Source organism: Flavobacterium sp. 22659 (assembly GCF_052044235.1).
Lineage (GTDB): Bacteria > Bacteroidota > Bacteroidia > Flavobacteriales > Flavobacteriaceae > Flavobacterium > Flavobacterium johnsoniae.
In genome coordinates this window covers 256,582-281,582 of sequence record NZ_JBQEMU010000001.1, presented here as the reverse complement: position 1 = coordinate 281,582, position 25,001 = coordinate 256,582, and the positions used below count along the sequence as shown (strand labels likewise).

The following is a 25,001-nucleotide window of genomic DNA, read 5'->3' as shown; positions in this document are numbered from 1 at the left end:
AAGTTGAGTAAATGAGTGTAAAAGTATATGTTTATGGTCTTTGTAATGTTTTTTATGACGGCTATTATATCTTTGGGATTAAAAAAGTATATAAGAATTATAAGTTTAATGTTTCTAAATTTCCAGATTTAAGTCAAGGGACTTTTGCATTTATAGTTGAAGAAGGAAGTAATTTCAAGAAGATAATTATCGATTCTGGTGATGCTTCTACAATCGATTTAAAAGCATTGGATTGGTGCGACATTTACGGAAAAGTAAATTATAATTCGAATAATATTGAAACTGGAAATCAAGGAAAAATCATTTCTATAGGACCAAGTTTTGGTGTTAAAATTTGGAATCTGTTTCAAACATTTTATCATCTTACATTAAATTATTTTAGATTCAGAAAACAAATTTCAAATGCAAAAGAATTTGCAGTAAACTACTGGAGACAGCTTAAAAGACTGAAGTTAAAGGAATATGTACCAAGTGAGTCATCTCGTTCTGATGTTTTTTTTATAAATAGTATCTGGAAAAAAGAAAGTAATACCAATGCGAACCGCGCTATGTTTATACAATGCTGTAAAAGTAATAGTAATATACATTTTGAGGGAGGATTTGCACCAAGAAGTAATGGTGATAATTTAGGATATGATCATTTGATATATCCAAAGAAAGTACCATTAGAAATTTATATTAAAAAAATTAAAAAAGCAGCTTTTGTATTTAATACTCCTGCTGTACTTTCATGTCATGGCTGGAAATTAGCTGAATTTCTGGCTTTGGGAAAAGCAATCATTTCAACTCATCATTACAATAAACTACCTGCTGGATTAATACATAATCATCATTTGATTTATGCAGAGAATACTGAAGAAATAAATTTGGCAATCGATAAAATAATTGGGAATCATGATTTTAAACAAATGTTAGAGACACAAAGTAAGAAGTATTTTGATGATTATTTAGCGCCCGAAAAAGTTGTAAAAAGATTGATTGAAAAAAAATAGAAATGAAATTTGCAATAATCACACACGTCAATCATATAGAGAGAGAAAAACAATATTTTGGTTATGCGCCGTATGTGCGTGAAATGAATATTTGGTTAAAATATGTTGATGAAGTAGTAATAGTTGCACCTTTATCCAGAGGAGTTCCTGCTGAAATAGATAGTTCTTATGATCATAATAAAATAGATTTTACGAAAATTCCTGATTTTAATTTTTTAACCATAAAAAACATTTTGATTAGTCTTTTCAAAATTCCATATATTATGTGGAAGATATTTTGGGTTATGAAAAGTGCTGATCATATTCACTTAAGATGTCCGGGAAATATGGGGCTGCTGGCTTGTATAGTTCAAGTGTTTTTTCCTAAAAAAAAGAAAACAGCCAAATATGCAGGTAATTGGGATCCTCAAAGTAAACAGCCATGGACGTACAGGCTCCAGAAATGGATATTAAATAATACCTTTTTGACCCAGAATATACAGGTTTTAGTGTATGGAGAATGGAATAACCAATCTAAAAATATTAAATCATTTTTTACAGCAACATACTCAGAGAAGGACAAGGTTTTGATTAAAAAGACGGATTTTGATCAGCTTATAAAATTTATTTTTGTGGGAAGTTTAGTTACAGGAAAAAATCCGATATATGCAGTTAAAATAGTAGAAAGACTAATTAAATCTGGAAATAATGTAATGTTGAATTTATATGGAGATGGAATTGAAAGAGCTGTTTTGCAAAAATATATAGTTGAAAATGAACTTGATAAAAATGTTTTTTTAAATGGAAATCAAAATAAAGAAGTGATAAAAAAAGGATTTCAAGAAAGTCATTTCGTAATATTGCCATCAAAAAGTGAGGGGTGGCCCAAAGCCATTGCAGAAGGAATGTTTTGGGGTTGTGTTCCAATTGCGACAAAGGTTTCTTGTGTTCCTTTTATGCTGGATTATGGTAAAAGAGGTGTTTTAATGGATATGAATTTAGAGAATGATCTAATACAAATTCAAAATGCTTTTACAGATAAAAACAACTTCTTTGAAAAAAGCGCACTAGCATTGCAATGGTCACGTAATTATACTACCGATGTTTTTGAAACCGAAATTGAAAAATTACTGAGACAATGAGAATTGTACAAATTATAGATTCTCTAGAACCTGGCGGAGCAGAGCGAATGGCGGTAAACTATGCTAATGTTCTAAGTGAAAAAATCGAATTTTCAGGGTTGATTTCAACACGAAAAGAAGGATTGCTTTTGAATCAAATAGATAAAAAGGTCTCTTATTTGTTTTTAAATAAAAATAAAAAAGTTGATTTAAAAGCGGTTTTTGTATTAAGAAGATTTCTTAAAAACAATCAGATAAATTTAATTCAAGCCCACAGTTCTTCATTTTTTACAGCAGTTTTAGTGAAAATTATTTATCCTAAAATTAAAATTGTATGGCATGATCATTATGGAATTTCACAAGATTTAAATTCGCGAAAAAATTTGGTTTTAAAATTTAGTTCATTTTTTTTTGGAGGTATTATCTCTGTAAATTCAGCTTTAAAAAATTGGAGTGAATCATACTTATGGTGTTCAAATGTGAAATATTTTCCGAATTTTGTGAGTGATTTATCTAACACAGATGAAAAAAAATTATTGAAAGGAGTTCATAGAAAAAGAATTGTTTGTGTTGCCAATTTGCGTCTCCAAAAAAATCATAATTTATTGATAGAAACAGCAAATGTTATTAAAAATCAATTCCCGGAATGGACTTTTCATTTATTTGGGAAGGACTTTTTTGACGGCTATTCAAAACTATTAAAACAAAAAGTAAAAGATTTACAGCTTCAGGAAAACGTCTTTTTTTATGGAGCTGTAGACAATATAGGCGACGTTTTAAAAAACTTTGATATTGCAGTTTTACCATCACTTTCAGAAGGCCTTCCTTTGGCAGTTCTAGAATATGGATTACACAAGCTGCCCGTAGTTGCGACGAATGTTGGAGAGATTTCAAAAGTAATTATTTCAGATAAATATGGATTAGTTGTTGAATCAAATAATCTAAACCAGTTAGTACAATCAATCCAAAAGCTGATTGAAAATGAAAATGTCCGAATAGAAATGGGAATAGAACTAAGTAAATTTATAGAACTGCATTATGGTCAGGAGTCGATCATAAAAGAATATCTTTTTTGGATAGATTCTGTTTTTACTTTTAAATTGACTGATAATTTCTTATTATAATGAAGAGTAAATTGTCATATAGTTTTTTGTTGTTGCTTCATGCAGGAATTGCTCTGGCAGTCTTTGTTGTTCCCTTTCTATCCAAAGTTTATGCTTTCGTCATTCCTGTAGTGGGCTTTTTTATTGTATATAGGAATAAGAATAAAAACAATGAAGTTCTTTTCATTTCTGCATATTTAGTTGGAGCTGAAGTTTTTTTACGAATGACAGGAGGTAATTTTAATAATGAATATATTAAAGTGACAGTAGCTCTTTTTATGTTACTGGGTATGATTTATAGTAATTTTTCTAAAACTGCTTTTATATATGCCTTCTTTTTAATTTTATTAATTCCTGGAATTTTAATCACCAATGCAATTGCTTCTTTTGAAACAGATATTAGAAAAGCATTATTTTTTAATTTGTCAGGTCCATTTTGTTTGGCTATTTGTTCTATTTATACATTCAAGCGTAGAATTGCATTTTCCGATTTACAAAATATATTATTTACAATGGGGCTGCCAATTGTAACAACTGTAGTTTATTTGTTTGTATACACTCCAAGTATTAAAGAGGTAGTGACAGGAACAAGCTCCAATTTTATTACTTCAGGAGGTTTTGGACCTAATCAGGTTTCAACTATTTTAGGACTAGGAATGTTTGTTTTTTTTACACAATCGATCTTGTTTTCAAAATCAAAAAGGCTGATTATTTTAAATGCTGCACTCCTTATTTTTATAAGCTATAGAGGTATTGTTACTTTCTCCAGAGGAGGAGTCATTACTGGAGCCGCAATGATTTTGTGTGTTCTATTATTGATTTATTATTTTTCAAACTCTAAAGGTAAAACTAAGGTTGGTATACTAGTGATATTAACAGGATTATTAAGTGTTGGAATCTGGACCTATAGTTCTTTACAAACCAGCGGACTTATAGAGAAAAGATATGCAAATCAAGACGCTAAAGGAAGGATAAAAAAAGACAAACTTGGAGGGCGGGAAGCTATTATGAATGCAGATCTTAAAATATTTTTAGACAATCCAATTTTGGGAGTGGGAGTTGGAATGGGGAAAGAAGCTCGTAAAGAATCATATGGAACTGAAGTGGCTTCACATAACGAAATTTCACGTATGTTAAGTGAACACGGCATGTTTGGAATCCTTGGATTGTTAATTTTAGTTGTTACTCCGTTTATACTTTATGTCAATAATAGACAACACTTATATTTTCTATCCTTTTTTATCTTTTGGCTTCTTACAATAAACCATGCGGCAATGCGAATAGCGGCGCCAGCTTTTGTTTACGCTCTATGCCTTCTTTCTGTTCAGGTAAAAATTCCCGAAAAAACTGAACACTCTATTAGGTAAATTGTTTTTTTATAATACATTTGCCTCGAATTTAAGCCCTTAAATCTACATAAAACTATGCGTTCAAATAAGAAAATGCATTTTGAAATCTCAGAACGAAAAGTTTTACTTTTTGTATTTGATGCTTTTTTCGTTATTGCGATATTGTATCTTTTAAATTTATTTTTTGAGTTTCATTACTTTGCATTTGAAAGCAGTATTATTTATAGACCGATTATATTTGTTGGCTATTTATTGATTTTTGGAACTATTTTCGAGATGTATAATCTTCAGATTGCCAGCAATCAATTTCAAATAGTTAAAAGTGTAGTGCTTTCTGTTTCTACTGCAGTCTTGGTCTATTTACTTACTCCAATTTTATCACCGGAACTTCCAAAACAACGTTTAGTAATTGTCATTTTTTACTTTGCAGTATTACTTATGATGCTGCTTTGGCGTTTTTTTTATGCTATTTTTCTTGCTTCACATCGATTCTCTCAAAATGTAATTTTAATTTGTGATAAAGATCAGGTGGAAGAATTGGTTTCTGGACTTGAGAATGTTGATCCGCATTATAGAATAATTGGTTTTGTAAATTCAGATTCACTTATGGAAACAAGTTCTAACTCCTATTACGTAAAAGAAATTAAGAAAAGTTACCTTGAGAAGTTTGTAATCAAACATAATGTTTCTGAAATAGTGATTGCTTCTCAAAAAACAGACGGTATTACTGCTGATTTGTACCAGCAATTATTACATTTATTAGAATCGGGAAATGTTATTAGAGAATATACTCAGGTTTACGAGAGTAAAACACAGCGTATACCTGTACATTACATAGAACGTGATTTTTATCGTTTCTTTCCCTTTAGTCGAAGCAATAACAACAAGTTGTATTTATTCTTAATACGATTTTTAGAACTGTTGTTTTCTTTTACAGGGTTATTGGTCTGTTTTGTTTTTATTCCTTTTATTTTTATAGGAAATCTTTTAGCAAATAAAGGAAGCTTGTTTTACACACAAGAAAGGGTTGGAAAAAATGGTGTTGTTTTTAAGATTTATAAATTCAGAACCATGATTGCAGCTTCAGAAACTAATGGTGCTGTTTTTGCCGTTTCAAACGATAAACGTGTAACGCCTTTTGGGAAATTCATGCGTAAATCCAGAATAGATGAATTACCGCAGTTTTATAATGTTTTAAAAGGCGATATGGCTGTAATTGGTCCAAGACCTGAAAGGCCTTTTTTTGTTGAAGAAATTGCCAAAGTAATGCCTTTTTATGAAACCCGCCACGTTATTAAGCCGGGACTTACAGGATGGGCACAGGTAAATTACTCATACGGAGAATCTATAGACGAGAGTTTGATCAAATTACAATACGATCTTTACTACATCAAACATCGAAGTATTTTCCTCGATTTAAGTATCACTTTTAAAACCATAACCACGGTTTTATTCTATCGCGGACAATAATTAAATTATTATTGGAATACGCTTCTTATTTCGTATTGCCACTCTCACCAAAGCAAAACCACTCGTAATAATCATTGGCAGTACAATTAAAAAATGCGCCTTGTTTATTATAAAAATGTTGTAAACAATTAAAAAGAGTAAATGTAAAACAGCAAATCTATAAGTCCATTTTTTGTTTTTAGCAATCGAAAAAAGAAGCAAAACCAATAAAAGCGGACTAAATAACAACACGTTATAATTCATCGCCAGTTCTTGGTGAAAAGAATAAAATCCAACCGAAACAAAAAATACTCCCATTAAAGATAAAATCAACAAATAGATTTTGTCTACTATTTTGTTATGTGCTAAAACTACAAATCCCAGAATAAACAGATATGTGTAAATATTATTCCACCAAGATGATGGTGTTTCTTTTTCAAAATTTAAAAGTGTTTTACTTTTTGCTGCCAATAGATGCCCCTGAAAAGTAGTTTCATCTAAACTGTTCTTTAATTCAAAAGGAAGAAAAATTCGGGTTCCTAATTGGTCTACTTTCGTTCCAAAAATAATGCTTGTTCCCAGCTGATCATAAAAATGCCCATTGAAATAAGGGAATAAAATAGAACGATATGTTTTGTCTGTATCTCCTTTTTTAACAATTACACTGCTGCCTAGAGTCGAATTGATAACATCAACAACCATTGAAGTACAATTTTTATCAATAAATTTATAAGTATAATAACGCTCGTCTGATAGTAAAACAGCATTTAACTTGTCAAAAAGTTTCTGTTTTAAGTCTTGCGAAATAAGTAATTCCTGTTCAAAGACGCTTCTTTTCTCATAAGTGTAATCATTTAGAAAATCAGAAAAGGAATGAGCGACTACAAAATATTGTAAATCGCCTTTTGCAAATTTGGCAACGAAATTTGGAGTTCTAAAATCAAAAGCACCGTAATTGTAAACTACATCAAGATTGTTGATTGGATCTGCAACACGAATTGCAGTATGGCCAAAATAAGAATAAGTTTCATTTCCTAATCCGCAGGTAATCACGCTTATTTTAGCATAATTAGATAGAGGCACATTTTGCCCAAAGCTAATTGTAAAATTTAGAAATAATACTAAACTGAAAAGTATTTTTGGAAAAAGGACTTTTTTCATAATTTAAAATTTTGAAGAAGTTCAAAGAGGTTTAATAATTATCTAAAAATACCAAGATCTACTTTTATCGAAAAAATATTCGAGTACAAAGCAGCGCTTTGATTTCCTAAATCGGTTAAGGCATAATCAATCTGAATGCCTTTGTATTTAAAACCGAGACCAATATTAGGCTGGAAACTTAATTTTTCGGTGTTATCCAACTGCATTACATTTTGAAAATTTCCTGCACCAGCTCTTAAAAAAACTAGATCTGTATATCCAAATTCGAAACCAACTGCAGGATCAATACTTATTGCTTTAGAAGAAATAATATCATTTGTCTGCTCAAAACGCATATTTAAATTTGCTGCAGCTAAAAGGCTGTAATCGTTATGAAATTCAAATTTTCTTGAAACTCCTAATTGGGCTTTTGGCAGTGTAATTTCGGTACTTTCTGGCAGCTCGTTGTTTTCTCCAGGAATAGCATCAGCAATTTTTTTGTACTCTTCTTCATCAATATTCCAAACATTGTAAGTTGTTGTAATATCGCGTAGCATTAAACCGAATTTCCAGTCATTGTGAGTAAACTGCAATCCAACATCAAAGCCAAAACCCCATGAATTGGCAAATTTTCCAATAACTCTTCGAATAACTTTTGCATTTATTCCATACTGAAATCCTTCAACAGGTAGTTTTCTGGCGTATGAAAAAGTAAAACCATAATCGGCTGTAGAAAATAAACGAATTCTATTGTAATCAATATTTCCCTGACTGTCGATTAATTGGGTCGTATCCATAATATCATCGACACCAAAGCGGATCATCGAAATTCCCCACGCACTTCTGTCGTCAATTGGGCTTGCATATCCAATAAAATCAAATTGAGCGATATTGGCAAAATAACTGGCGTGCATTAAAGACAACTGATGATCTTCAAGATTAGTTAAACCTGCGGGATTCCAATAAACAGCATTTACATCATTTGTAGAAGCTGTCACTGCGCTCGACATTCCTAATGCAGCAGCATCGACACCAATATTCATAAACTCATTCGAATATTTTCGAACAGTTTGGGCATACTGTGAAGTAAAAATCCAAAAGAATGAAAACGCTAAAAGTTTCTTCAAAAGTTAGTTTTTTGCAGACTGAGGCCTGTTTTTAAATTTTCATCAAAAATAGAATATTTTATGTATCTAATTTGTTCCTTCCTGGAAATATTGTGAAAGTTTAATGCTGAAATCGATTAATTGGTAAACTTACTATCCAGATATAAATAAATTTATACACTAGTATAAACTATTTGTACTATTTGTATAAATATCATCATATTTTATGCGAAATTTGTCCTTTAAAATTTATCAAATCTAAACATGAATATCAAAAAACACATTCCGAATCTAATTACTTTAATTAATCTTTTTTGTGGCTGCGTTGCAATAGTTTTTATTTCTGAAGCTAATTATGAAATGGCTTTCTACATGGTTTGCCTTGGAATCTTTTTTGATTTTTTTGATGGTTTTTTTGCCAGGTTATTCAAGGTTTCGAGTCCGCTTGGTCTTCAGTTAGACTCTCTTGCAGATATGGTTACCAGCGGTGTTGCTCCGGGATATGTTATGTACAGTTTGTTCTTAAAAAGTGCTAATCCGAATGATGTAATTTCATCTGTATATATTCCCTTTTTAGGATTTATAGTTACATTAGGTTCTTGCTACAGATTAGCTAATTTTAATATCGATACACGTCAGACAGATTCATTTATTGGTCTGCCAACACCTGCAAATTCGCTTTTTATTTTAAGTCTTCCTTTAGTTATTAAGTTTTCAGAATCATTGATGATTTTTGAAATGCTAACCAATCACTGGGTTCTGTTAGGAATTACTTTATGCAGTGCTTATATCTTAAATGCTGAAATTCCGTTATTTTCTTTAAAAGTTAAGAAATTCAATTTTAAAGATAATGCGTTACAAATTGTCTTTTTGATAATTTCCTTTATTTTGGTTTTACTGCTTCATTTTACAGCAGTACCGTTAATTATTATTATTTACGTATTGCTGTCAATAGTAAATAATATCTTTTTGAAAAAGTAGTTATATCCGAATGGCAAGAAGAACTACCAGAAAAACAAAACAAGGAGGATCTTTTTTCGGCAGAGTAATTCGTTTTATCGTGTTTTCTCTGCTGGCAGTACTTTTCTTCGGAACAATTTATCATTATCGTGCCGGATTGGCATATTATCTTGGATTTAAAACAGATAAAGTTTTAGATGAAGATGAGGTTGATAAACACCTTTCTGATGTTAGAAATATTCGCGTTCTCGAAAATCACAAAGGAAAAGTGGTTGGGATTGATGTATCTGAATTTCAGGGAAAAGTTGATTGGGAAGAAGTTGAAATTCTGGATGAAAAATATCCTGTACAATTTGTTTTTATTCGTGCAACAGCCGGAAACGATCGAGTTGACAGACAATTTAAACGTAATTGGGAAGGGGCGAAAGAAAATAAAATTATGCGGGGGGCTTATCATTATTATCGTCCAAATGAAAATTCAATAGAACAAGCCGATCTTTTTATTAAAACGGTAAAACTGCAAAAAGGAGATCTGCCTCCAGTTTTAGATATTGAAAAACTACCGAAAAATCAGTCTTTAGACAGTTTAAAAAAAGGTTTGAAACGCTGGTTAACTAAAGTGGAAAAACATTATCAGGTTCGCCCGATAATTTATTCCGGAGAAAGATATTATTCTGATTTCTTAAAAGAAGAATTTGGAGAATATTTATTCTGGATTGCCAATTATAATTTCTACAGAGAAAAAATTGAAGATGACTGGCTGTTTTGGCAGTTTACAGAAAAAGCGTCTCTGCCGGGAATTAAACATCGTGTTGATGTCAATATTTATAATGGTGATATAGAGCAGCTACAGTTTATTACGGTTGAATAGTTTTGCAGTCGCAGTGGCAGTTTTTAGTATTTACTGAGACTGAATACTTTTTTAAAGGTATTATTTTGAGAATAAAAGTGCGAGCGGAATTAAGGCGATGAAAGCTAGAAAAATTAAGACTGAATAAGGATTAGCAAAATTTACTGTATATCCCATCCATTGAATTCTTTTTGGTGGAAGCAATCGTTTGTCTTTCGGATTATAATAAAAACATCCCAAATACCAATTGTTTGGATCTTTGTGCCAATTGTCGTAATCTTCCTGAGTTGGTTTTTCTGAATTCATATTTTAAAAAGTTTTCAGTCACAGTTTTCGGTCGCAGTCAAAAATTGAAAACTGCGACCGAAAACTGAATACTTTTTTAAAACTCTAATTTCTTCTTACGAAGTTCGAAGTTTTGTCCAAGATAAACACGGCGGACCATTTCATCTTCTACTAATTCTTCTGGAACTCCCGCTTTCAGAATTCCTCCCTCAAACATCAGATACGTTTTATCTGTAATTGCCAATGTTTCCTGAACGTTGTGATCGGTAATAAGAATTCCGATATTTTTATTTTTTAGCTGAGCTACAATTCTTTGGATATCTTCAACCGCAACGGGGTCAACTCCTGCAAAAGGTTCATCCAATAAAATAAACTTTGGGTCAGTTGCCAGGGCACGTGCAATTTCGGTACGACGGCGCTCACCACCCGAAAGTAAATCGCCTCGGTTGGTACGAATGTGTTCTAAGCTGAATTCTTCAATTAAACTTTCCATTTTAGCGATTTGATCTTCTTTAGAAAGTTTCGTTAATTGTAAAACACTTAGAATATTATCTTCAATACTTAGTTTTCTAAAAACAGAAGCTTCTTGTGCCAGATAACCAATTCCTTGCTGTGCACGTTTGTACATAGGATAATCGGTAATATTTAAGTCATCAAGATAAATGTTTCCCTGATTTGGTTTTACCAATCCCACAATCATGTAAAATGAAGTTGTTTTTCCGGCGCCATTTGGGCCTAAAAGTCCAACGATTTCTCCTTGGTTTACTTCAACAGAAATTCCTTTTACAACACTACGTCCTTTATAGGTTTTGATTAAATTATCGGCTCTTAGCTTCATTTTTTTTAATTAGATAATATCTTAATTAGATAATGTGTCAATTTGATAATGAGATAATTATTATCTCTGTTGGCAAAATAAGATAAAATAAATTAATCAATTAAACGAATTAACATATCATATGAAAATTATCTAATTGACTAATTATCTCATTCTCTAATTATTTTCCCGCTTCTTCTAAAGCTTCCCAAAATTCGTAAGCTCTTCTTAAATGCGGAATTACGATTGTTCCTCCAACAAGAGTTGCGATTCCCATTGCTTCCATCATTTCTTCTTTAGAAATGCCTTCTTTATAACTTGTTTCTAAATGGTATTTTACGCAGTCATCACATCGTAAAACTGCTGAAGCCACTAAGCCTAAAAGTTCTTTTGTTTTTACATCAAGAGCTCCCGGTGCATATGCATTGGTATCAAGATTAAAAATTCGCTTTACAATTTTGTTATTGTCAGCTAATAATTTTTCGTTCATTTTAGAACGATAGTCGTTAAATTCTTGAACTAAATCAGACATTTTCTTTCAATTTATTTTTATAAACAACCTTCGAAATCCAGATACTGATTTCGTAGATAATTAACATTGGGATTGCTACAATAGTCTGGCTCACAACATCTGGAGGTGTTACAATTGCAGCAATGATTAGGATAATAACAACAGCATATTTCCAATATTTTCTTAAGAATTGAGGAGTAACTAATCCTAATTTGGTTAAGAAATAAATGATAATAGGCAGTTCAAAAAACAATCCGCTTGCCAGAATACTCGTTTTTACCATTCCCATATATGAGTCTAAAGTAAACTGATTTACAACGACATCACTTATTGAGAAAGTAGCAACGAAATTTACAGACATTGGGATTACAACATAATACCCGAATACTACTCCTAAAAAGAAAAGTAAAGATGAAGTAAAGATGAAAATCTTAGCATGCTTTCTTTCTTTTTCATAAAGAGCCGGACTGATAAATTTCCAAAGTTCCCATAAAATATAAGGGAAACTTAAAATGAAACCGGCCAAAAGACACATCCATACAAAAATGTTTACCTGACCTTCCATTTCGGTGTTTTGAATAATAAAATTCAGTTCAGTAATACAGATGCTGTCTGCAAAACCTAATTGATGTGATAAATCACAAAACCATACATAAGTAAAAAATGTTGGTCGGGTTGGTCCCAAAATGATTTCATCAAATAAATAATCACTAATAAAATAAGTAACAAATGCCATAATGCATATTGCAATTGTACTTCTAACTAATAACCATCTTAGTTCTTCAAGATGATCAAGAAATGACATCTCGCCAAGGTTTTTCTTTGCCATTATACGATTCCTTCTTTTAAAATGTCATGTAAATGTAATACTCCTTTGTACTCGCCGTTGTCAGAAACAATAAGCTGTGTAATCGAAAAATCTTCTAAAATATTTAAAGCATCGACCGCCATAGTTTCTGATGATACTAATTTTGGATTTCTTGACATAATATCTTTTGCAGTTAAGTCAGCAATAGTATCTACGTCATTTAGCATTCTTCGGATGTCTCCATCGGTAATAATTCCCACAATTTTATCATTTTCGATAACAGCAGTTACGCCTAATCTTTTTTCTGAAATTTCAAAAATTACCTTTTTAACCGAAGTGTCCGGAGTAACAGCTGGTTTTAATGAATGCTCGATCATGTCTTTTACACGAAGGAGTAATTTTTTTCCTAAAGCACCTCCCGGATGATAAACCGCAAAATCTTCTGGTTTAAAATCGCGCATTTCCATTAAGCAGACCGCAAGAGCGTCGCCCATTACAAGCTGTGCTGTAGTACTGTTTGTTGGTGCTAAATTTATTGGGCAGGCCTCTGTGTCAACTGTAGTATTTAAAACGAAATCAGAACCTTTTGCTAAAAAAGAAGTAGTGTTTCCGGTGATAGCGATAAGCGTATTTCCAAAGCGTTTTAAAAGCGGTACCAAAACTTTAATTTCAGGACTGTTTCCGCTTTTTGAAATGCAGATTATGATATCGTCATTTTGAATCATTCCTAAATCTCCATGAATTGCTTCTGCAGCGTGAAGGAACATAGAAGGTGTTCCGGTTGAGTTAAAAGTAGCGACCATTTTTTGAGCAATAATGGCGCTTTTTCCTATTCCGGTAACGATCAATCGGCCTTTAGTTTCGTAAATACGCTGGACAGCTTCGAAGAAATTTTCGTCCAGAAAATCAATTAACTTTGTAATTGCTTCACTTTCAGAAAGTATGGTTTTTTTGGCGATTGCCAGTATATTTTCTTTTGAGATCAAAACAGAATATTTAAAATTTGTATGTATAAAAGAAAGTTGTATCTTTATGTGTTGCAAATTTATACAAAAATATCCATTTAAATAAAGAATGAATTCAAACGAAATTGAAATACACAAGGAATTAAAGAAGTATTTCGGCTTTAGCCAATTTAAAGGCTTGCAGGAGCAAGTCATTACGAGTATTTTAGGTAAAACGAATACTTTCGTAATTATGCCTACGGGCGGCGGTAAGTCTCTTTGTTATCAATTGCCCGCTTTAATTCAGGACGGAACAGCTATTGTTGTTTCTCCTTTGATTGCTTTGATGAAAAACCAGGTCGATGCAATTCGAAGCCTTTCTTCAGAAAACGGAATTGCACATGTGTTGAATTCCTCTCTTACCAAAACAGAAATTGCACAAGTAAAAAAAGATATTAGTTCTGGTTTAACCAAACTTTTATATGTTGCTCCCGAATCTTTAACAAAAGAAGAATATGTTGCTTTTTTACAAAGTGTGCCTATTTCTTTTGTTGCGATTGATGAAGCGCACTGTATTTCAGAATGGGGACATGATTTTAGGCCTGAGTACAGAAATCTTAGAACCATTATTAAGCAATTAGGAAAAGTACCTATTATTGGACTTACTGCAACTGCAACCCCAAAAGTTCAGGAAGATATTCTTAAAAATCTGGATATGTCTGATGCAAACACTTTTAAAGCATCATTTAACAGACCTAATTTATATTACGAAGTACGTACAAAAACAAAAAGTATAGAATCGGATATTATTCGGTTTATAAAACAACATAAAGGTAAATCTGGAATCATTTACTGTTTAAGCCGTAAAAAGGTAGAATCGATTGCCGAAGTGCTACAGGTAAACGGAATCAGCGCGGTTCCTTATCACGCAGGTTTAGATGCAAAAACCCGTGCAAAACATCAAGACATGTTTTTGATGGAAGATGTAGATGTGGTGGTAGCAACAATCGCCTTCGGAATGGGAATTGATAAACCAGACGTTCGTTTTGTAATTCACCACGATATTCCAAAATCATTAGAAAGTTACTATCAGGAAACGGGTCGTGCCGGTCGTGATGGAGGAGAAGGACACTGTTTGGCTTATTACTCCTATAAAGATGTAGAAAAGCTTGAGAAGTTCATGTCGGGAAAACCAGTTGCCGAACAGGAAATTGGTTTTGCTCTTTTGCAGGAAGTGGTGGCTTACGCCGAAACTTCGATGTCACGCCGAAAATTCCTTCTGCATTATTTTGGAGAAGAATTTGACAGCGAAACCGGAGAAGGCGCCGATATGGATGACAACGTTCGTAATCCGAAAAATAAAATTGAAGCCAAAGAACAAGTTGTAAAACTGCTTGAAATTGTTCGTGACACCAAACATATTTATAAGTCAAAAGAAATTGTATTTACATTAATTGGCCGTATAAATGCGGTAATTAAAGCGCATAAAACCGATACACAATCTTATTTTGGTTCAGGTTCAGACCATGACGAAAAATACTGGATGGCTTTGCTTAGACAAGTTTTAGTTACAGGATATTTATCTAAAGACATTGAAACATACGGAGTAATTAAAATTACTCAGGAAGGTTTAGACTTTATTAAAAAACCAGTTTCGTTTATGATGTCTGAAGATCATGAATACACAGAAGCTGATGATGAAACTATTGTAACCGGAGGAAAATCATCTGGTACTGCCGATGAGGTTTTAACCGGAATGCTTCGCGAACTTCGCAAAAAAGTTGCCAAAAAACTTGGAGTTCCTCCATTTGTAGTTTTTCAGGATCCTTCTCTTGAAGATATGGCTTTAAAATATCCAATTACTTTACAGGAATTATATAATATTCATGGTGTAGGTGAAGGAAAAGCTAAAAAATATGGAAGCGAATTCGTTGCCTTAATCAGCCGATATGTTGAAGACAATGATATCATTCGTCCTGATGATTTAGTAGTAAAATCTACCGGAGTAAATTCTGCCAATAAATTATACATTATTCAAAATATAGACAGAAAACTGCCATTGAGTGATATTGCTTCTGCAAAAGGATTAACGATGGATGCTTTAATAAAAGAAATGGAGCAAATCGTTTATTCTGGTACCAAATTAAATATCAAATATTGGCTTGATGATATTTTAGATGATGACCAGCAGGAAGAAATTCACGACTACTTCATGGAATCAGAATCTGATAAAATAGAAGATGCCTTAAAAGAATTTGATGGTGACTACGATATTGATGAATTGCGTTTAATGCGTATTAAGTTCATCAGCGAAGTCGCTAATTAAGAAGTTTACAGTCGCAGTTTACAGTCTCAGTGAAGAAACTGTAAACTGCGACCGAAAACTGTAACTTTGATCATCCTTCATAAACCTCCCCTCGATGCGGTTTCAAAGCATCTCTTACCTGAATCATATTTTCGTCAGTAACCACCATAAAAGCGGTTGCGTGCATATCGTTTATGATTTTAAATCCTGTAATATTTAAAGGCAGTTTTTCGATTGCTATATATTCTTTAAGGTGTATTTCGTGGTGTTCTGCAGTTTTTGCAGAAGCCGGACCGCGAAAATCCCAAATCAGTTTTATTTTTCTAGACATTTTTTGTTAGGTGCAAAGGTTCAGAGTGGCAAAGGTACAAAGTCTTTCTTAAAGGTTCTAAGATTCTGAGATACTAAGGTTCTGAGTTTTTTTTCTGTAGAGATGCACTGCAGTGCGTCTATCGCATTTAAAAGAAATCTTTTTAATCCAAATAATCTGTGGCTAAAAATAAATATTAAAGATTTTACGAAAGATAGATTAAGGATAAAATCGGTTTAAACCTGCGTAAATCTGTGGGCAAATTTTACAGTAAAGATAAAATCTCATTTCAAAATAGTACTTTTGCATCTTCTTTTCATAGAAAGAAAAGCTAATAGAATAAATAAGATACAATGCCAAGAGAACTTTTACTTCAGGTAACACCAGAAATTGCAGCAAACGAAATCCTGCTTAAAGACTATTTATCTAAACAAATAAAAGTTTCTGCGCAGGAAATTCAGCATGTTTCAATTTTAAAACGTTCGATTGATGCGCGCCAAAAAGCAATTAAAATCAATTTAAAAGTTCTTATTTATTTAAAAGGTGAACCGTTTCAGGAAACTAAAATAGAACTTCCTATATATAAAGATGTTTCTTCTGCACAAGAAGTTATTGTCGTGGGTGCAGGTCCGGCCGGACTTTTTGCAGCTTTGCAATTAATAGAATTAGGCTTAAAACCAATTGTTCTTGAACGCGGAAAAGACGTTCGAGGTCGTCGTCGCGATCTAAAAGCAATAAACCGTGAACATATCGTAAACGAAGATTCTAATTATTGTTTTGGCGAAGGCGGAGCAGGAACGTATTCTGACGGTAAATTATATACCCGTTCTAAGAAACGCGGCGATGTCACTAGAATTTTAGAACTTTTGGTAGCTTTTGGGGCTTCAGAAGATATTTTAGTAGAAGCACATCCGCACATCGGAACCAATAAACTTCCAAAAATTATCGAAGATATTCGAAACAAAATTATCGAATTTGGCGGTGAGGTTTTATTTGATACCAGAGTTACAGATATTTTGGTAAAGAATAATGAAGTTGAGGGAATCGTAACGCAGAACGGAGATAAAATTCACGCTAATAAATTGATTTTGGCAACAGGACATTCGGCGCGTGATATTTTTGAATTACTGGATAAAAAGAAAATTTTGATAGAAGCAAAACCTTTTGCTTTAGGCGTTCGTGCCGAACATTCTCAGGAATTAATAGACAGCATTCAATATAGTTGCGATTTCCGTGGGGAGCATCTGCCTCCGGCGCCATATTCTATTGTAAAGCAGGTAAACGGACGCGGTATGTATTCGTTTTGTATGTGTCCGGGAGGTGTAATTGCACCTTGTGCTACAAGTCCCGGCGAAGTAGTTACAAACGGCTGGTCGCCATCAAAACGTGATCAGAGTACTGCAAACTCTGGAATTGTTGTTGAATTAAAATTAGAAGATTTTAAACCTTTTGCCAAATTTGGTGCTTTAGCCGGTGTTGAATTCCAAAAAAGCATCGAACAAAAAGCATGGCATTTGGCAGGGCAGACTCAAAAAGTTCCGGCACAAAGAATGGTCGATTTTACTCAAAATAAAGTTTCTGCTGATATTCCTAAAACCTCTTATGTTCCGGGAACTACTTCGGTAGAAATGGGACAGGTTTTTCCGGGATTTTTATCACAGATTATGCGCGAAGGTTTTAGAGAATTTGGGAAATCAATGCGTGGTTATTTAACTAACGAGGCTATTTTGCATGCGCCTGAAAGCCGAACTTCATCACCGGTCAGAATTCCAAGAGATCCAATGACTTTAGAACATTTGCAGATAAAAGGTTTGTATCCTTGTGGAGAAGGAGCAGGTTATGCGGGCGGCATTATTTCGGCAGCAATTGATGGTGAAAAATGTGCTTTGATGATTGCTGAATCATTGAAATAATTCGTTGGCGGGGCTTTCGGGTTATTAAATTTTGTAATATATTTATTGCTATATTTTAATAATTATACGCCCAATGAAAAACTTCTTTTCTAATTTGTTTAATAGAAACAACGATCCAAAGTCGATAATTTCTTTTGATGTTATTGATCCCATATATTCTTATTTGTATAACCAGCAGTCAAGTCTTGAATTTAAAGTAAAAGGCATTAAAGATAATGTTGCGGTTAATTTATTTTATTTTCCTGGTTCATTAGATCACGAAGAAGGCAGGGCAGAAATTAAAAAAGCAGGTTTTAATAATTCGTATGAAGTTTTAAATGAGCTTTATAAAAAAATGAATATTGGTATTCTTTCTGATGAGCAGATTCAAGAAGGATTAGAATATGATTTTATACACGTTCAGTTTTATTCAGAACCGACTTCTGATGAAAAAAAGTTCTTTAAACAATCCATTAAAAATTTTGTTATCTTTTTTTGCTGTACAAATAGTCTGGAAATAAACGATTTTAAAATTCTGTATTCAGGAACACATTTCTTTGATTATACAAAAAGTCTGCTCGAAAGTGAGCTTTTAGATTTTAATAATCCAAAAAATGAAAGCCAGGCAATAGGAGTTAGGGATTTTAAACTGGTTTTACAAGGTATCTGCCAGTATTTAAATCTCGAAATACCTGAAACAGTTGAACTTCCTTCTCAGGAAAATTTAATAGAAACCGAAGAAGTTAAGCTGGAAACTTTTGAAGAGTTTATAAACTTAGTTTCAAGAGGCAGTATCGAAGAAAAAGAACTAAAAAAACAATCCAAAAAGCTTTTCAAAAACTACCAAAAAGACACAGACGAATATCACGATATTATCGAGGGGTATTTTGATTTTTTCGAAAGTATTGATGCCTGGAACAGCGACTGGAAATTTGATCCTGAAGATGCTGAATATTTTATTTCTGAAATGATTGGTGAAGATCTTAATTTCGAATATCCCGAAGAAACCTACAGCCACGATTTGTTTCCTTACATCCAATCGGCGTTAGAAAAACGAGGTTTAGAATTAATGAGCTACAATACAAATGGAGATAACTATTTGTTTTTTGTTGCCAATAAAGAAAATGTTGGCAGGATTTTAGAATTGTCTGAAATTACTAAGATTGAGATTGATCAATTGTAGCTTTATTAATCGCAACAAATTATTTTATAGAACCTTTGTCAAAGTTTAAACTTTGACAAAGGGATGAGAAGATTGCTGAAATTGATCCTGAAAATTTATAACGACAATTAAGGAATTAAAATAATTTTCCCTGTACTTTTTCTGCTTTCCAAGAAATCATGTGCCAGTTTTCCTTCAGATAATTTAAATGATGTTGGTTCAGAAAGTTTGATCTTTCCTTCGATAATCCAATTAAATAATTGAGCTGCACGTTTAATTCGTTCTTCTTTTGAATTTAAATAACTCCATAAATCGCCTCCGGTTAAAGTTTTAGAACCGTCCATAAGCATTCTTGGATCTACAGGTGCTGGATCACCGCCCGCCATCCCGAAGAAAACGACTTGTCCGCATTCTTTTGTTACTTCGAAACTTTCCATTAAAGTGCTCCCAATACTATCATAAACAACATCGACTCCATTTGCAGCAACTTTAAAAACCTGAGATTTCCAATCGTCATTATAAAGAAAAATATGATCTGCACCTTGTTCAAATCCAGTTTTTGCTTTTTCAGCTGATGAGGTTAAACCAATAACAGATGCGCCAAGAAGTTTACTAATTTGAGTTAGAATCTGCCCAACTCCGCCGGCAACCGCATGTATTAAAACAGTTTCTCCTTTTTGAGTTTTATGGCTGTCTGTAGCCAGATAATGAGCTGTTAAACCCTGAAGTAAGACAGAAGCAGCAGTTTCAAACGAAATATTTTCAGGTAATGGTAAAACGTGATTTATATTTACAGCAACCAGTTCTGCATTGGCAAATGGCGCATCGGCAAAAGCCACACGATCGCCAACTTTGTATTCAGAGTGATTATTAGCATCAACTACGATTCCGGCTCCTTCATAACCTGCAATAAAGGGCGGATTTCCTTTTAAATGATAATTCCCCTTTCGTCTGTAAACGTCAGCAAAATTTAGTCCGATAGCTTTCATCTCGACTAAAATTTCATCGTTCTTTAATTGTGGATTCGGAATTTCGATATATTCTAAAACATCTGAATCTCCGAAAGTAGAGAAGGTAAGTGCTTTCATTTTTAATTTATTTAAGAATGTAAAGTTCGGGAAAAATCAAAAGAAAAAGCCTCAAAATAATTTGAGGCTTTGGTTTATTTTTTCTTGGCCACTCCCGATAGTTATTGGGAGTGGCAAAAAAACTAATTATATCTTAGGAAATTTCATGTCATTAAAAGTGCTTTTTTGTTTAGCCAAAGCTTCGATATCCTGCCATTTTCTAGGAGATTCAGCAGACAGATTTTCGTACGAATCTTTAAGCATCAATATATCATCTTCGATACGAACGCCAATATTCCACCATTTTTTATCGCATTTACTGTTTGCTGGAATATAAATTCCAGGTTCAACAGTAAGGATCATGTTTTCTTTTAAAGTTCCCATATAGTTTCCTTTGTCATGAACATCTAAACCAAGAAAGTGAGAACAACCGTGCGGATAATAAATTCGGGCATCTTTTGGATCTGTAATAATTCCTAATTTAATTAATCCTGCAGCTACAACTTCCTTAGATCTTTTGTTTAAATCCTGAATTGGTGTTCCTTCTTTGCAAAGTTTGAAAACTTCTTCCTGAGCTTCGTAAACTATCTGATAAATTGCTTTTTGTTCCTCAGTAAATTTTCCGTTTGCCGGAATTGTTCTGGTAACGTCTGCAGAATAACCGTGATATTCTGATCCAACATCCATTAATAACAATTGGTTGTCAATTTTAGTGGCGTTGTTGTCATTATAGTGTAAAATACAGCCATTTCCTCCTGCGCCTATAATTGGCGGATAACCTTCGCCTTCGGCACCATAATGTCTATGAACGTAAGCATGAATTCCATCAGCTTCGTTTTCGCTCATATCAGGGCCCACTGCTTTCATTACTTCGTTATGAGCAATACAGGAAAGTTTTACAGTTTTGCGCATTACTACTAATTCTTCGGGAGTTTTAATTTCACGAAGCGAATTTGTAATATTGTTAAACAAATCTACAGAAGCTTTGTCTTCTGCTATAATTCCGGCTTTCGTTTTAAAAGATTGTAATAAGGAATATAGATTGTCAATGTTCTTGCTTGCCTCAACATCGGTTGGGATATTATCGTAAATGATTTTATCAAATTTTTTAAAATCAATTTCAAAAGTATTAAAGTCTTTTCCGTTGTAAACTTTTGTAAATCCTAGTTTAGATTTTGCGCCTTCAATTCCTAAACGTCTTCCAGTCCAGGTTTCTTTTTGTGCATTTCTCTCTCTTACAAAAAGAACTTCGGTATATTTTTCGGTTCCCTGCGGTTCTTTAAAAAGCAATAAAACAGCATCTGGTTCTTTGTAGCCGGTTAAATAATACATATCCGGATTTGCATGGTAATTGTAATTAACGTCTTTAGAGAAAACTCTTTCAGGATAAGAAAAAACTACAGCTGCAGAATTTGCAGGCATTAAAGCTCTAAAAGCTTCACGTCGTCCTTGATGAAATTCTTTTGTGAGATAATCTGTTGGAAGGTTTTCCTGCGATTGAACAAATGAAGTGGTCAATGCAAATACAAACAAAAATAGGAATTGTTTCATTTTTTGGTTTTTTATTGATGATTTTGGTCTTTTTGATAGATGCAAATTACAAAAAAAATAGTGTCACTTGTTTTATTTTAAACATCTGGGCTATAAAACTTTAAATAATTTGTAGTAACTTAGAGACAGAAAATAACGGCTTTAGATAAAATTTAAACTTAAGAAAAGCTGTAACTGGGCATGAATATTGAGAATAGGATTTTATAGAATTATTTTAGTTCAAAAAAACAAAAACAAATTATAAATCTTAAAAAACATTTTTATGAAAAAATACACATTTGCCGTCCTTTCAGTTTTAATGCTATTATTGGCTTCATGTAATGCATCGAAAACAGATAAAAGTGCCGACGATTTATTTGGCACAACTTGGGAATTAGAATATATCTCTGGACCAAGAATTGCTTTTCAGGGCTTATATCCAAATAAAAAACCACAGCTTACTTTTGACCAAAAAGAAACGAAAGTTTATGGTAATAACGGATGCAACGGCTACAGTGCTTCTTATACTTTAAAAGGAAAGTCTTTGACTTTTGGAGAAGAAGGACCAACTACAATGATGTTTTGTGAGGGTGGAGGTGAACAGGTATTCTTAAAACAAATTAGACAAATTACAAGTTATTCTATTGATAAAGATGGAAAACTAAATTTAATTCAGGGTGATATTCCAGTGATGAGATTTAAGAAAGTCGCTAAGTAATAGGATTCAAAATCAAAATAAGAAAATAAAGCTGTCTCAAAAGGACAGCTTTATTTGTAAGCTCCGGAGGAGCGAAATATTTATAGCAAAGAATAAATGTTTACAACATAAAGCTCCGGAGGAGCGACAAATGTTAGATTAAAAAATATGTCGCTCCTCCAGAGCTTTTTTTATTTGTCTTATTGAAATTCTATAAATATTTTACCCCGCTGGGGTTTTGCAGATAAAATAAATTTTATAAATATTTCGTTCAACAAAAAAGCTAATTTGTTTTTAATTGCTCAATGTTTTTGTTGATGATGTTTTTGTCGGATGCAGTTTTGGCTAAACCAAATGCGGTTTCAAAATGTTGTAATGCTTTTTTTGGATCAACTTCAAAATAGAGATTTCCGAGTAAAGAGTAAAAAAAATGATTATCAGTTAAATTCAATTTTTCGGCTTCTTTAATGGCTTCTTCTTTGCCTTTTACTTTAGATAAAGCATAAGTTCTGTTTAATGCTGCAATTGGCGAGTATTCTAAAATAATTAGATTGTTGTAGAGTTCCAGAATATTTTCCCATTTCTCTATGGTTTCTTTTTTAATAGTGTGCCAATACGCAATTCCGGCTTCTAAGTGGTATTTTGAAAGTGAATTTCCAGTTGAGGACTGACTCAGAAAATAAGTTCCTTTGTTTATTAATTCCTGATTCCAAAGCGATTGATCCTGATCTTCGTATAAAATAATTTCACCGTTTAAACCAGTTCGGGCATCAAATCTTGAAGAATGAAAACACATTAACGCCATTAAAGCGTTAGTCTGAGGCAGATTGATGCTTTCGTTCTCAATCAATAAATAAGTCAAACGCATGGCTTCGGTACAAAGGTCTTTTCGTAAAGTAGTATTTTGCGAAATAGAGTAGTAGCCTTCAGAATAAAGCAGATAAATCGTTTTGAGAACGGTTTGTATTCTGTCTTTTATTTCAGAGCTATTCGGGTGTTGAATTTTTATGTTTTCTTCTTTGAGTTTTTCTTTGGCGCGATTTATCCTTTTATAAATAACTTCTTTATTAGATAAAAAAGCATCAGAGATTTCACTTACTCCAAAACCACACAGTAAATTTAAGGCAAGAGCAATTTGAGCTTCTTCAGAATTACACGGATTGCAAACTGTAAATATCATCGCAAGTTGACTGTCGGCAATATTTTGATCAGATAAATCAATGTCGATTTCGGGATTGTTTAAGGGAGTATTGTGTTTTATTTCGCTAACTATTTTGGTCTCAAAAAGGTTATTTCTTTTCAGATAGTTTTTGGTTTTATTTTTGGCAACCGTATACAACCACGCACTTGGATTTTCTGGAATTCCTTTGATGGCCCAAGTTTCTGAAGCAGTCAAAAAAGTGTCGCTTACAATATCTTCTGCAATTTCGATATGCTGAATTCCGAATAAGCTGCAGAGAACTGAAACTATTTTTTGATATTCGGTTCTGAATAAATTGGGAATAAGTTCTTTGTGCTCCATATTTTAACGAAAAATGCCTAAGTAAAGATACAAAGGCATTTTTATATAAGTTAGTTCAAAATCTAAACCGCCATTCTAATTTCGACATTTCCGCCAAAATTCAACACCGGGCATCCTTGTGCAATTTCGGCAGCTTCATCATAATCTTTGGCTTTAATAATGATTAAACCGCCAATAGATTCTTTGATTTCAACAAAAGGTCCGTCGGTAATTCCTTTATTTGAATTTACAAGTTTTCCTTGTCCGTCCCAGCGTTGTAAAGGTCTTGCTAATTTATCTTGAGCAGCAAGACTTCCAAACCAGTTTTGCCATTGCTGTAAATGCTGCTGCAATTCTTCTGGAGACGGCTGTGTTTCTTTTGTTTTAAAATCTCTTCTGAAAATCAATAAAAACTCATTCATTTTTTATGTTTTATAATTGAATAATCTGCTTTTAAGTCGTATAAAGTTAATTATTTTTAGAGAATAAAATCAATTAGGGCTTACCCGAATTGTCCCACTCTGTAAGTTCCTGGTGTATTAGCAAAAGTAATGTTTAGGCGATTCCAAGCATTAATTGCAGCAACAGCAAGTGTAAGATCGATTAATTCTTGTTCTGTAAATTCAGCTTTTGCGATTTCGTAGATTTCGTCTGGAACATCACAAGCATTTACCGCTTCTGCCAAAGCAAGAGCAACTCTTTCTCTTTTTGAGTAATAAGGAGCTTCTCTCCAAACACTTAATCCAAATAGACGCTGTGTTGTTTCTCCAGCGGCTAAAGCTTCTTTTGAGTGCATGTCTAAACAATAACCGCAGTTGTTGATTTGAGAGATTCTAAAATTGATTAATTCCATAAGAGATGATTCGATTGTTGCTTTTTTTAAGTAACCGCTTATTCCAAATAATGTACTAACTGCTTTTTGACCTTGTTCGAATAAATTAAGTCTAGTTTCCATAATGTATATTTTTTAATTGTTTATACCTTAATAACAATCGAACTTTCAGGATTGGACAAAAAAGATGAAAAAAAATAAAATTATTTTTCAATTAAGGGGAGAAGCCAATATTTATAAGGGGTTAGTAAGCAAAAAAAGAATGATTAAATCAAATAATTTATAAAATTA

General features: G+C 32.9%; 24 protein-coding genes. 11 read left to right on the top strand and 13 right to left on the bottom strand.

The window, feature by feature from the left end; translation table 11 throughout:
• Positions 1-11 precede the first annotated feature (11 nt).
• From ACTJIW_RS01385 to ACTJIW_RS01365, 5 genes are read left to right on the top strand one after another with little or no spacing between them, the layout of a single operon-like run.
• Positions 12-992: a hypothetical protein gene (locus ACTJIW_RS01385; RefSeq protein WP_121360157.1), complete on the top strand. Its 981-nt coding sequence runs from the start codon at positions 12-14 to the stop codon at positions 990-992.
• A 2-nt stretch (positions 993-994) separates the two neighbouring features.
• On the top strand, positions 995-2,113 hold the full coding sequence (locus tag ACTJIW_RS01380) for a glycosyltransferase (RefSeq protein WP_440715329.1): 1,119 nt from the start codon (positions 995-997) through the stop codon (positions 2,111-2,113).
• Entirely contained in the window at positions 2,110-3,216 is a 1,107-nt protein-coding gene (locus ACTJIW_RS01375; protein ID WP_440715330.1) for a glycosyltransferase, read from the top strand. The genes ACTJIW_RS01380 and ACTJIW_RS01375 overlap by 4 nt, the downstream gene beginning before the upstream one ends.
• Complete coding sequence (locus tag ACTJIW_RS01370; protein WP_337992966.1) at positions 3,216-4,562, top strand: O-antigen ligase family protein; 1,347 nt, start codon at positions 3,216-3,218, stop codon at positions 4,560-4,562. Before ACTJIW_RS01375 ends, ACTJIW_RS01370 begins: the two co-directional genes overlap by 1 nt.
• Before the next feature lie 57 nt (positions 4,563-4,619).
• Entirely contained in the window at positions 4,620-6,014 is a 1,395-nt protein-coding gene (locus tag ACTJIW_RS01365) for a sugar transferase (protein WP_274251368.1), read from the top strand.
• Here ACTJIW_RS01365 and ACTJIW_RS01360 read toward each other — a convergent pair whose 3' ends face one another.
• Positions 6,015-7,154, bottom strand: a complete 1,140-nt coding sequence (locus tag ACTJIW_RS01360) for a lipoprotein N-acyltransferase Lnb domain-containing protein (RefSeq protein ID WP_440715331.1) — start codon at positions 7,152-7,154, stop codon at positions 6,015-6,017. It lies immediately after the preceding gene.
• 38 nt (positions 7,155-7,192) lie between these two features.
• Positions 7,193-8,176, bottom strand: a complete 984-nt coding sequence (locus ACTJIW_RS01355) for a PorV/PorQ family protein (protein ID WP_440715434.1) — start codon at positions 8,174-8,176, stop codon at positions 7,193-7,195.
• A gap of 327 nt (positions 8,177-8,503) precedes the next feature.
• Between ACTJIW_RS01355 and ACTJIW_RS01350 the strand changes: the two genes are divergently transcribed.
• A complete protein-coding gene (locus tag ACTJIW_RS01350; RefSeq protein ID WP_044048195.1) occupies positions 8,504-9,220 on the top strand; it encodes a CDP-alcohol phosphatidyltransferase family protein in 717 nt (238 codons plus the stop codon).
• A gap of 10 nt (positions 9,221-9,230) precedes the next feature.
• Positions 9,231-10,070: a glycoside hydrolase family 25 protein gene (locus ACTJIW_RS01345; protein ID WP_012022392.1), complete on the top strand. Its 840-nt coding sequence runs from the start codon at positions 9,231-9,233 to the stop codon at positions 10,068-10,070.
• A gap of 60 nt (positions 10,071-10,130) precedes the next feature.
• Here the strand turns inward: ACTJIW_RS01345 and ACTJIW_RS01340 are convergent, their stop codons facing one another.
• From ACTJIW_RS01340 to ACTJIW_RS01320, 5 genes are all read right to left on the bottom strand, one after another.
• A complete protein-coding gene (locus tag ACTJIW_RS01340; protein ID WP_073408992.1) occupies positions 10,131-10,355 on the bottom strand; it encodes a DUF5808 domain-containing protein in 225 nt (74 codons plus the stop codon).
• 76 nt (positions 10,356-10,431) lie between these two features.
• The gene (lptB, locus tag ACTJIW_RS01335) at positions 10,432-11,172 is read right to left on the bottom strand and encodes an LPS export ABC transporter ATP-binding protein (protein WP_440715332.1); all 741 of its coding nucleotides are present in this window, start codon (positions 11,170-11,172) and stop codon (positions 10,432-10,434) included.
• A gap of 160 nt (positions 11,173-11,332) precedes the next feature.
• Complete coding sequence (locus tag ACTJIW_RS01330) at positions 11,333-11,683, bottom strand: carboxymuconolactone decarboxylase family protein (RefSeq protein ID WP_012022390.1); 351 nt, start codon at positions 11,681-11,683, stop codon at positions 11,333-11,335.
• Entirely contained in the window at positions 11,676-12,491 is an 816-nt protein-coding gene (gene tatC / locus ACTJIW_RS01325) for a twin-arginine translocase subunit TatC (RefSeq protein ID WP_012022389.1), read from the bottom strand. Before tatC ends, ACTJIW_RS01330 begins: the two co-directional genes overlap by 8 nt.
• A complete protein-coding gene (locus ACTJIW_RS01320) occupies positions 12,491-13,456 on the bottom strand; it encodes a KpsF/GutQ family sugar-phosphate isomerase (protein ID WP_274251365.1) in 966 nt (321 codons plus the stop codon). Before ACTJIW_RS01320 ends, tatC begins: the two co-directional genes overlap by 1 nt.
• Before the next feature lie 88 nt (positions 13,457-13,544).
• Between ACTJIW_RS01320 and recQ the strand changes: the two genes are divergently transcribed.
• Entirely contained in the window at positions 13,545-15,740 is a 2,196-nt protein-coding gene (gene recQ, locus ACTJIW_RS01315) for a DNA helicase RecQ (RefSeq protein ID WP_012022387.1), read from the top strand.
• A 70-nt stretch (positions 15,741-15,810) separates the two neighbouring features.
• Here the strand turns inward: recQ and ACTJIW_RS01310 are convergent, their stop codons facing one another.
• Positions 15,811-16,050, bottom strand: a complete 240-nt coding sequence (locus tag ACTJIW_RS01310; protein WP_073408990.1) for a hypothetical protein — start codon at positions 16,048-16,050, stop codon at positions 15,811-15,813.
• Positions 16,051-16,382: 332 nt separating this feature from the next.
• Between ACTJIW_RS01310 and ACTJIW_RS01305 the strand changes: the two genes are divergently transcribed.
• Together ACTJIW_RS01305 and ACTJIW_RS01300 are read left to right on the top strand one after the other, a co-directional pair.
• A complete protein-coding gene (locus ACTJIW_RS01305) occupies positions 16,383-17,942 on the top strand; it encodes an NAD(P)/FAD-dependent oxidoreductase (RefSeq protein WP_440715333.1) in 1,560 nt (519 codons plus the stop codon).
• Between the two features lie 73 nt (positions 17,943-18,015).
• The gene (locus tag ACTJIW_RS01300; RefSeq protein WP_440715334.1) at positions 18,016-19,104 is read left to right on the top strand and encodes a DUF6630 family protein; all 1,089 of its coding nucleotides are present in this window, start codon (positions 18,016-18,018) and stop codon (positions 19,102-19,104) included.
• A gap of 107 nt (positions 19,105-19,211) precedes the next feature.
• On the opposite strand, the gene ACTJIW_RS01295 is transcribed toward ACTJIW_RS01300, so the two are convergent.
• Both ACTJIW_RS01295 and ACTJIW_RS01290 read right to left on the bottom strand, forming a co-directional pair.
• Positions 19,212-20,171, bottom strand: a complete 960-nt coding sequence (locus tag ACTJIW_RS01295; RefSeq protein ID WP_149206253.1) for a quinone oxidoreductase family protein — start codon at positions 20,169-20,171, stop codon at positions 19,212-19,214.
• 126 nt (positions 20,172-20,297) lie between these two features.
• A complete protein-coding gene (locus ACTJIW_RS01290; RefSeq protein WP_440715335.1) occupies positions 20,298-21,701 on the bottom strand; it encodes an aminopeptidase P N-terminal domain-containing protein in 1,404 nt (467 codons plus the stop codon).
• A gap of 262 nt (positions 21,702-21,963) precedes the next feature.
• Between ACTJIW_RS01290 and ACTJIW_RS01285 the strand changes: the two genes are divergently transcribed.
• The gene (locus tag ACTJIW_RS01285) at positions 21,964-22,398 is read left to right on the top strand and encodes an META domain-containing protein (RefSeq protein WP_149206255.1); all 435 of its coding nucleotides are present in this window, start codon (positions 21,964-21,966) and stop codon (positions 22,396-22,398) included.
• Between the two features lie 262 nt (positions 22,399-22,660).
• Here the strand turns inward: ACTJIW_RS01285 and ACTJIW_RS01280 are convergent, their stop codons facing one another.
• From ACTJIW_RS01280 to ACTJIW_RS01270, 3 genes are all read right to left on the bottom strand, one after another.
• Positions 22,661-23,899: an RNA polymerase sigma factor gene (locus ACTJIW_RS01280; RefSeq protein ID WP_440715336.1), complete on the bottom strand. Its 1,239-nt coding sequence runs from the start codon at positions 23,897-23,899 to the stop codon at positions 22,661-22,663.
• A 62-nt stretch (positions 23,900-23,961) separates the two neighbouring features.
• Entirely contained in the window at positions 23,962-24,300 is a 339-nt protein-coding gene (locus ACTJIW_RS01275; RefSeq protein WP_073408983.1) for a YciI family protein, read from the bottom strand.
• 80 nt (positions 24,301-24,380) lie between these two features.
• Positions 24,381-24,833, bottom strand: a complete 453-nt coding sequence (locus tag ACTJIW_RS01270; RefSeq protein ID WP_440715337.1) for a carboxymuconolactone decarboxylase family protein — start codon at positions 24,831-24,833, stop codon at positions 24,381-24,383.
• Between the last annotated feature and the right edge of the window lie 168 nt (positions 24,834-25,001).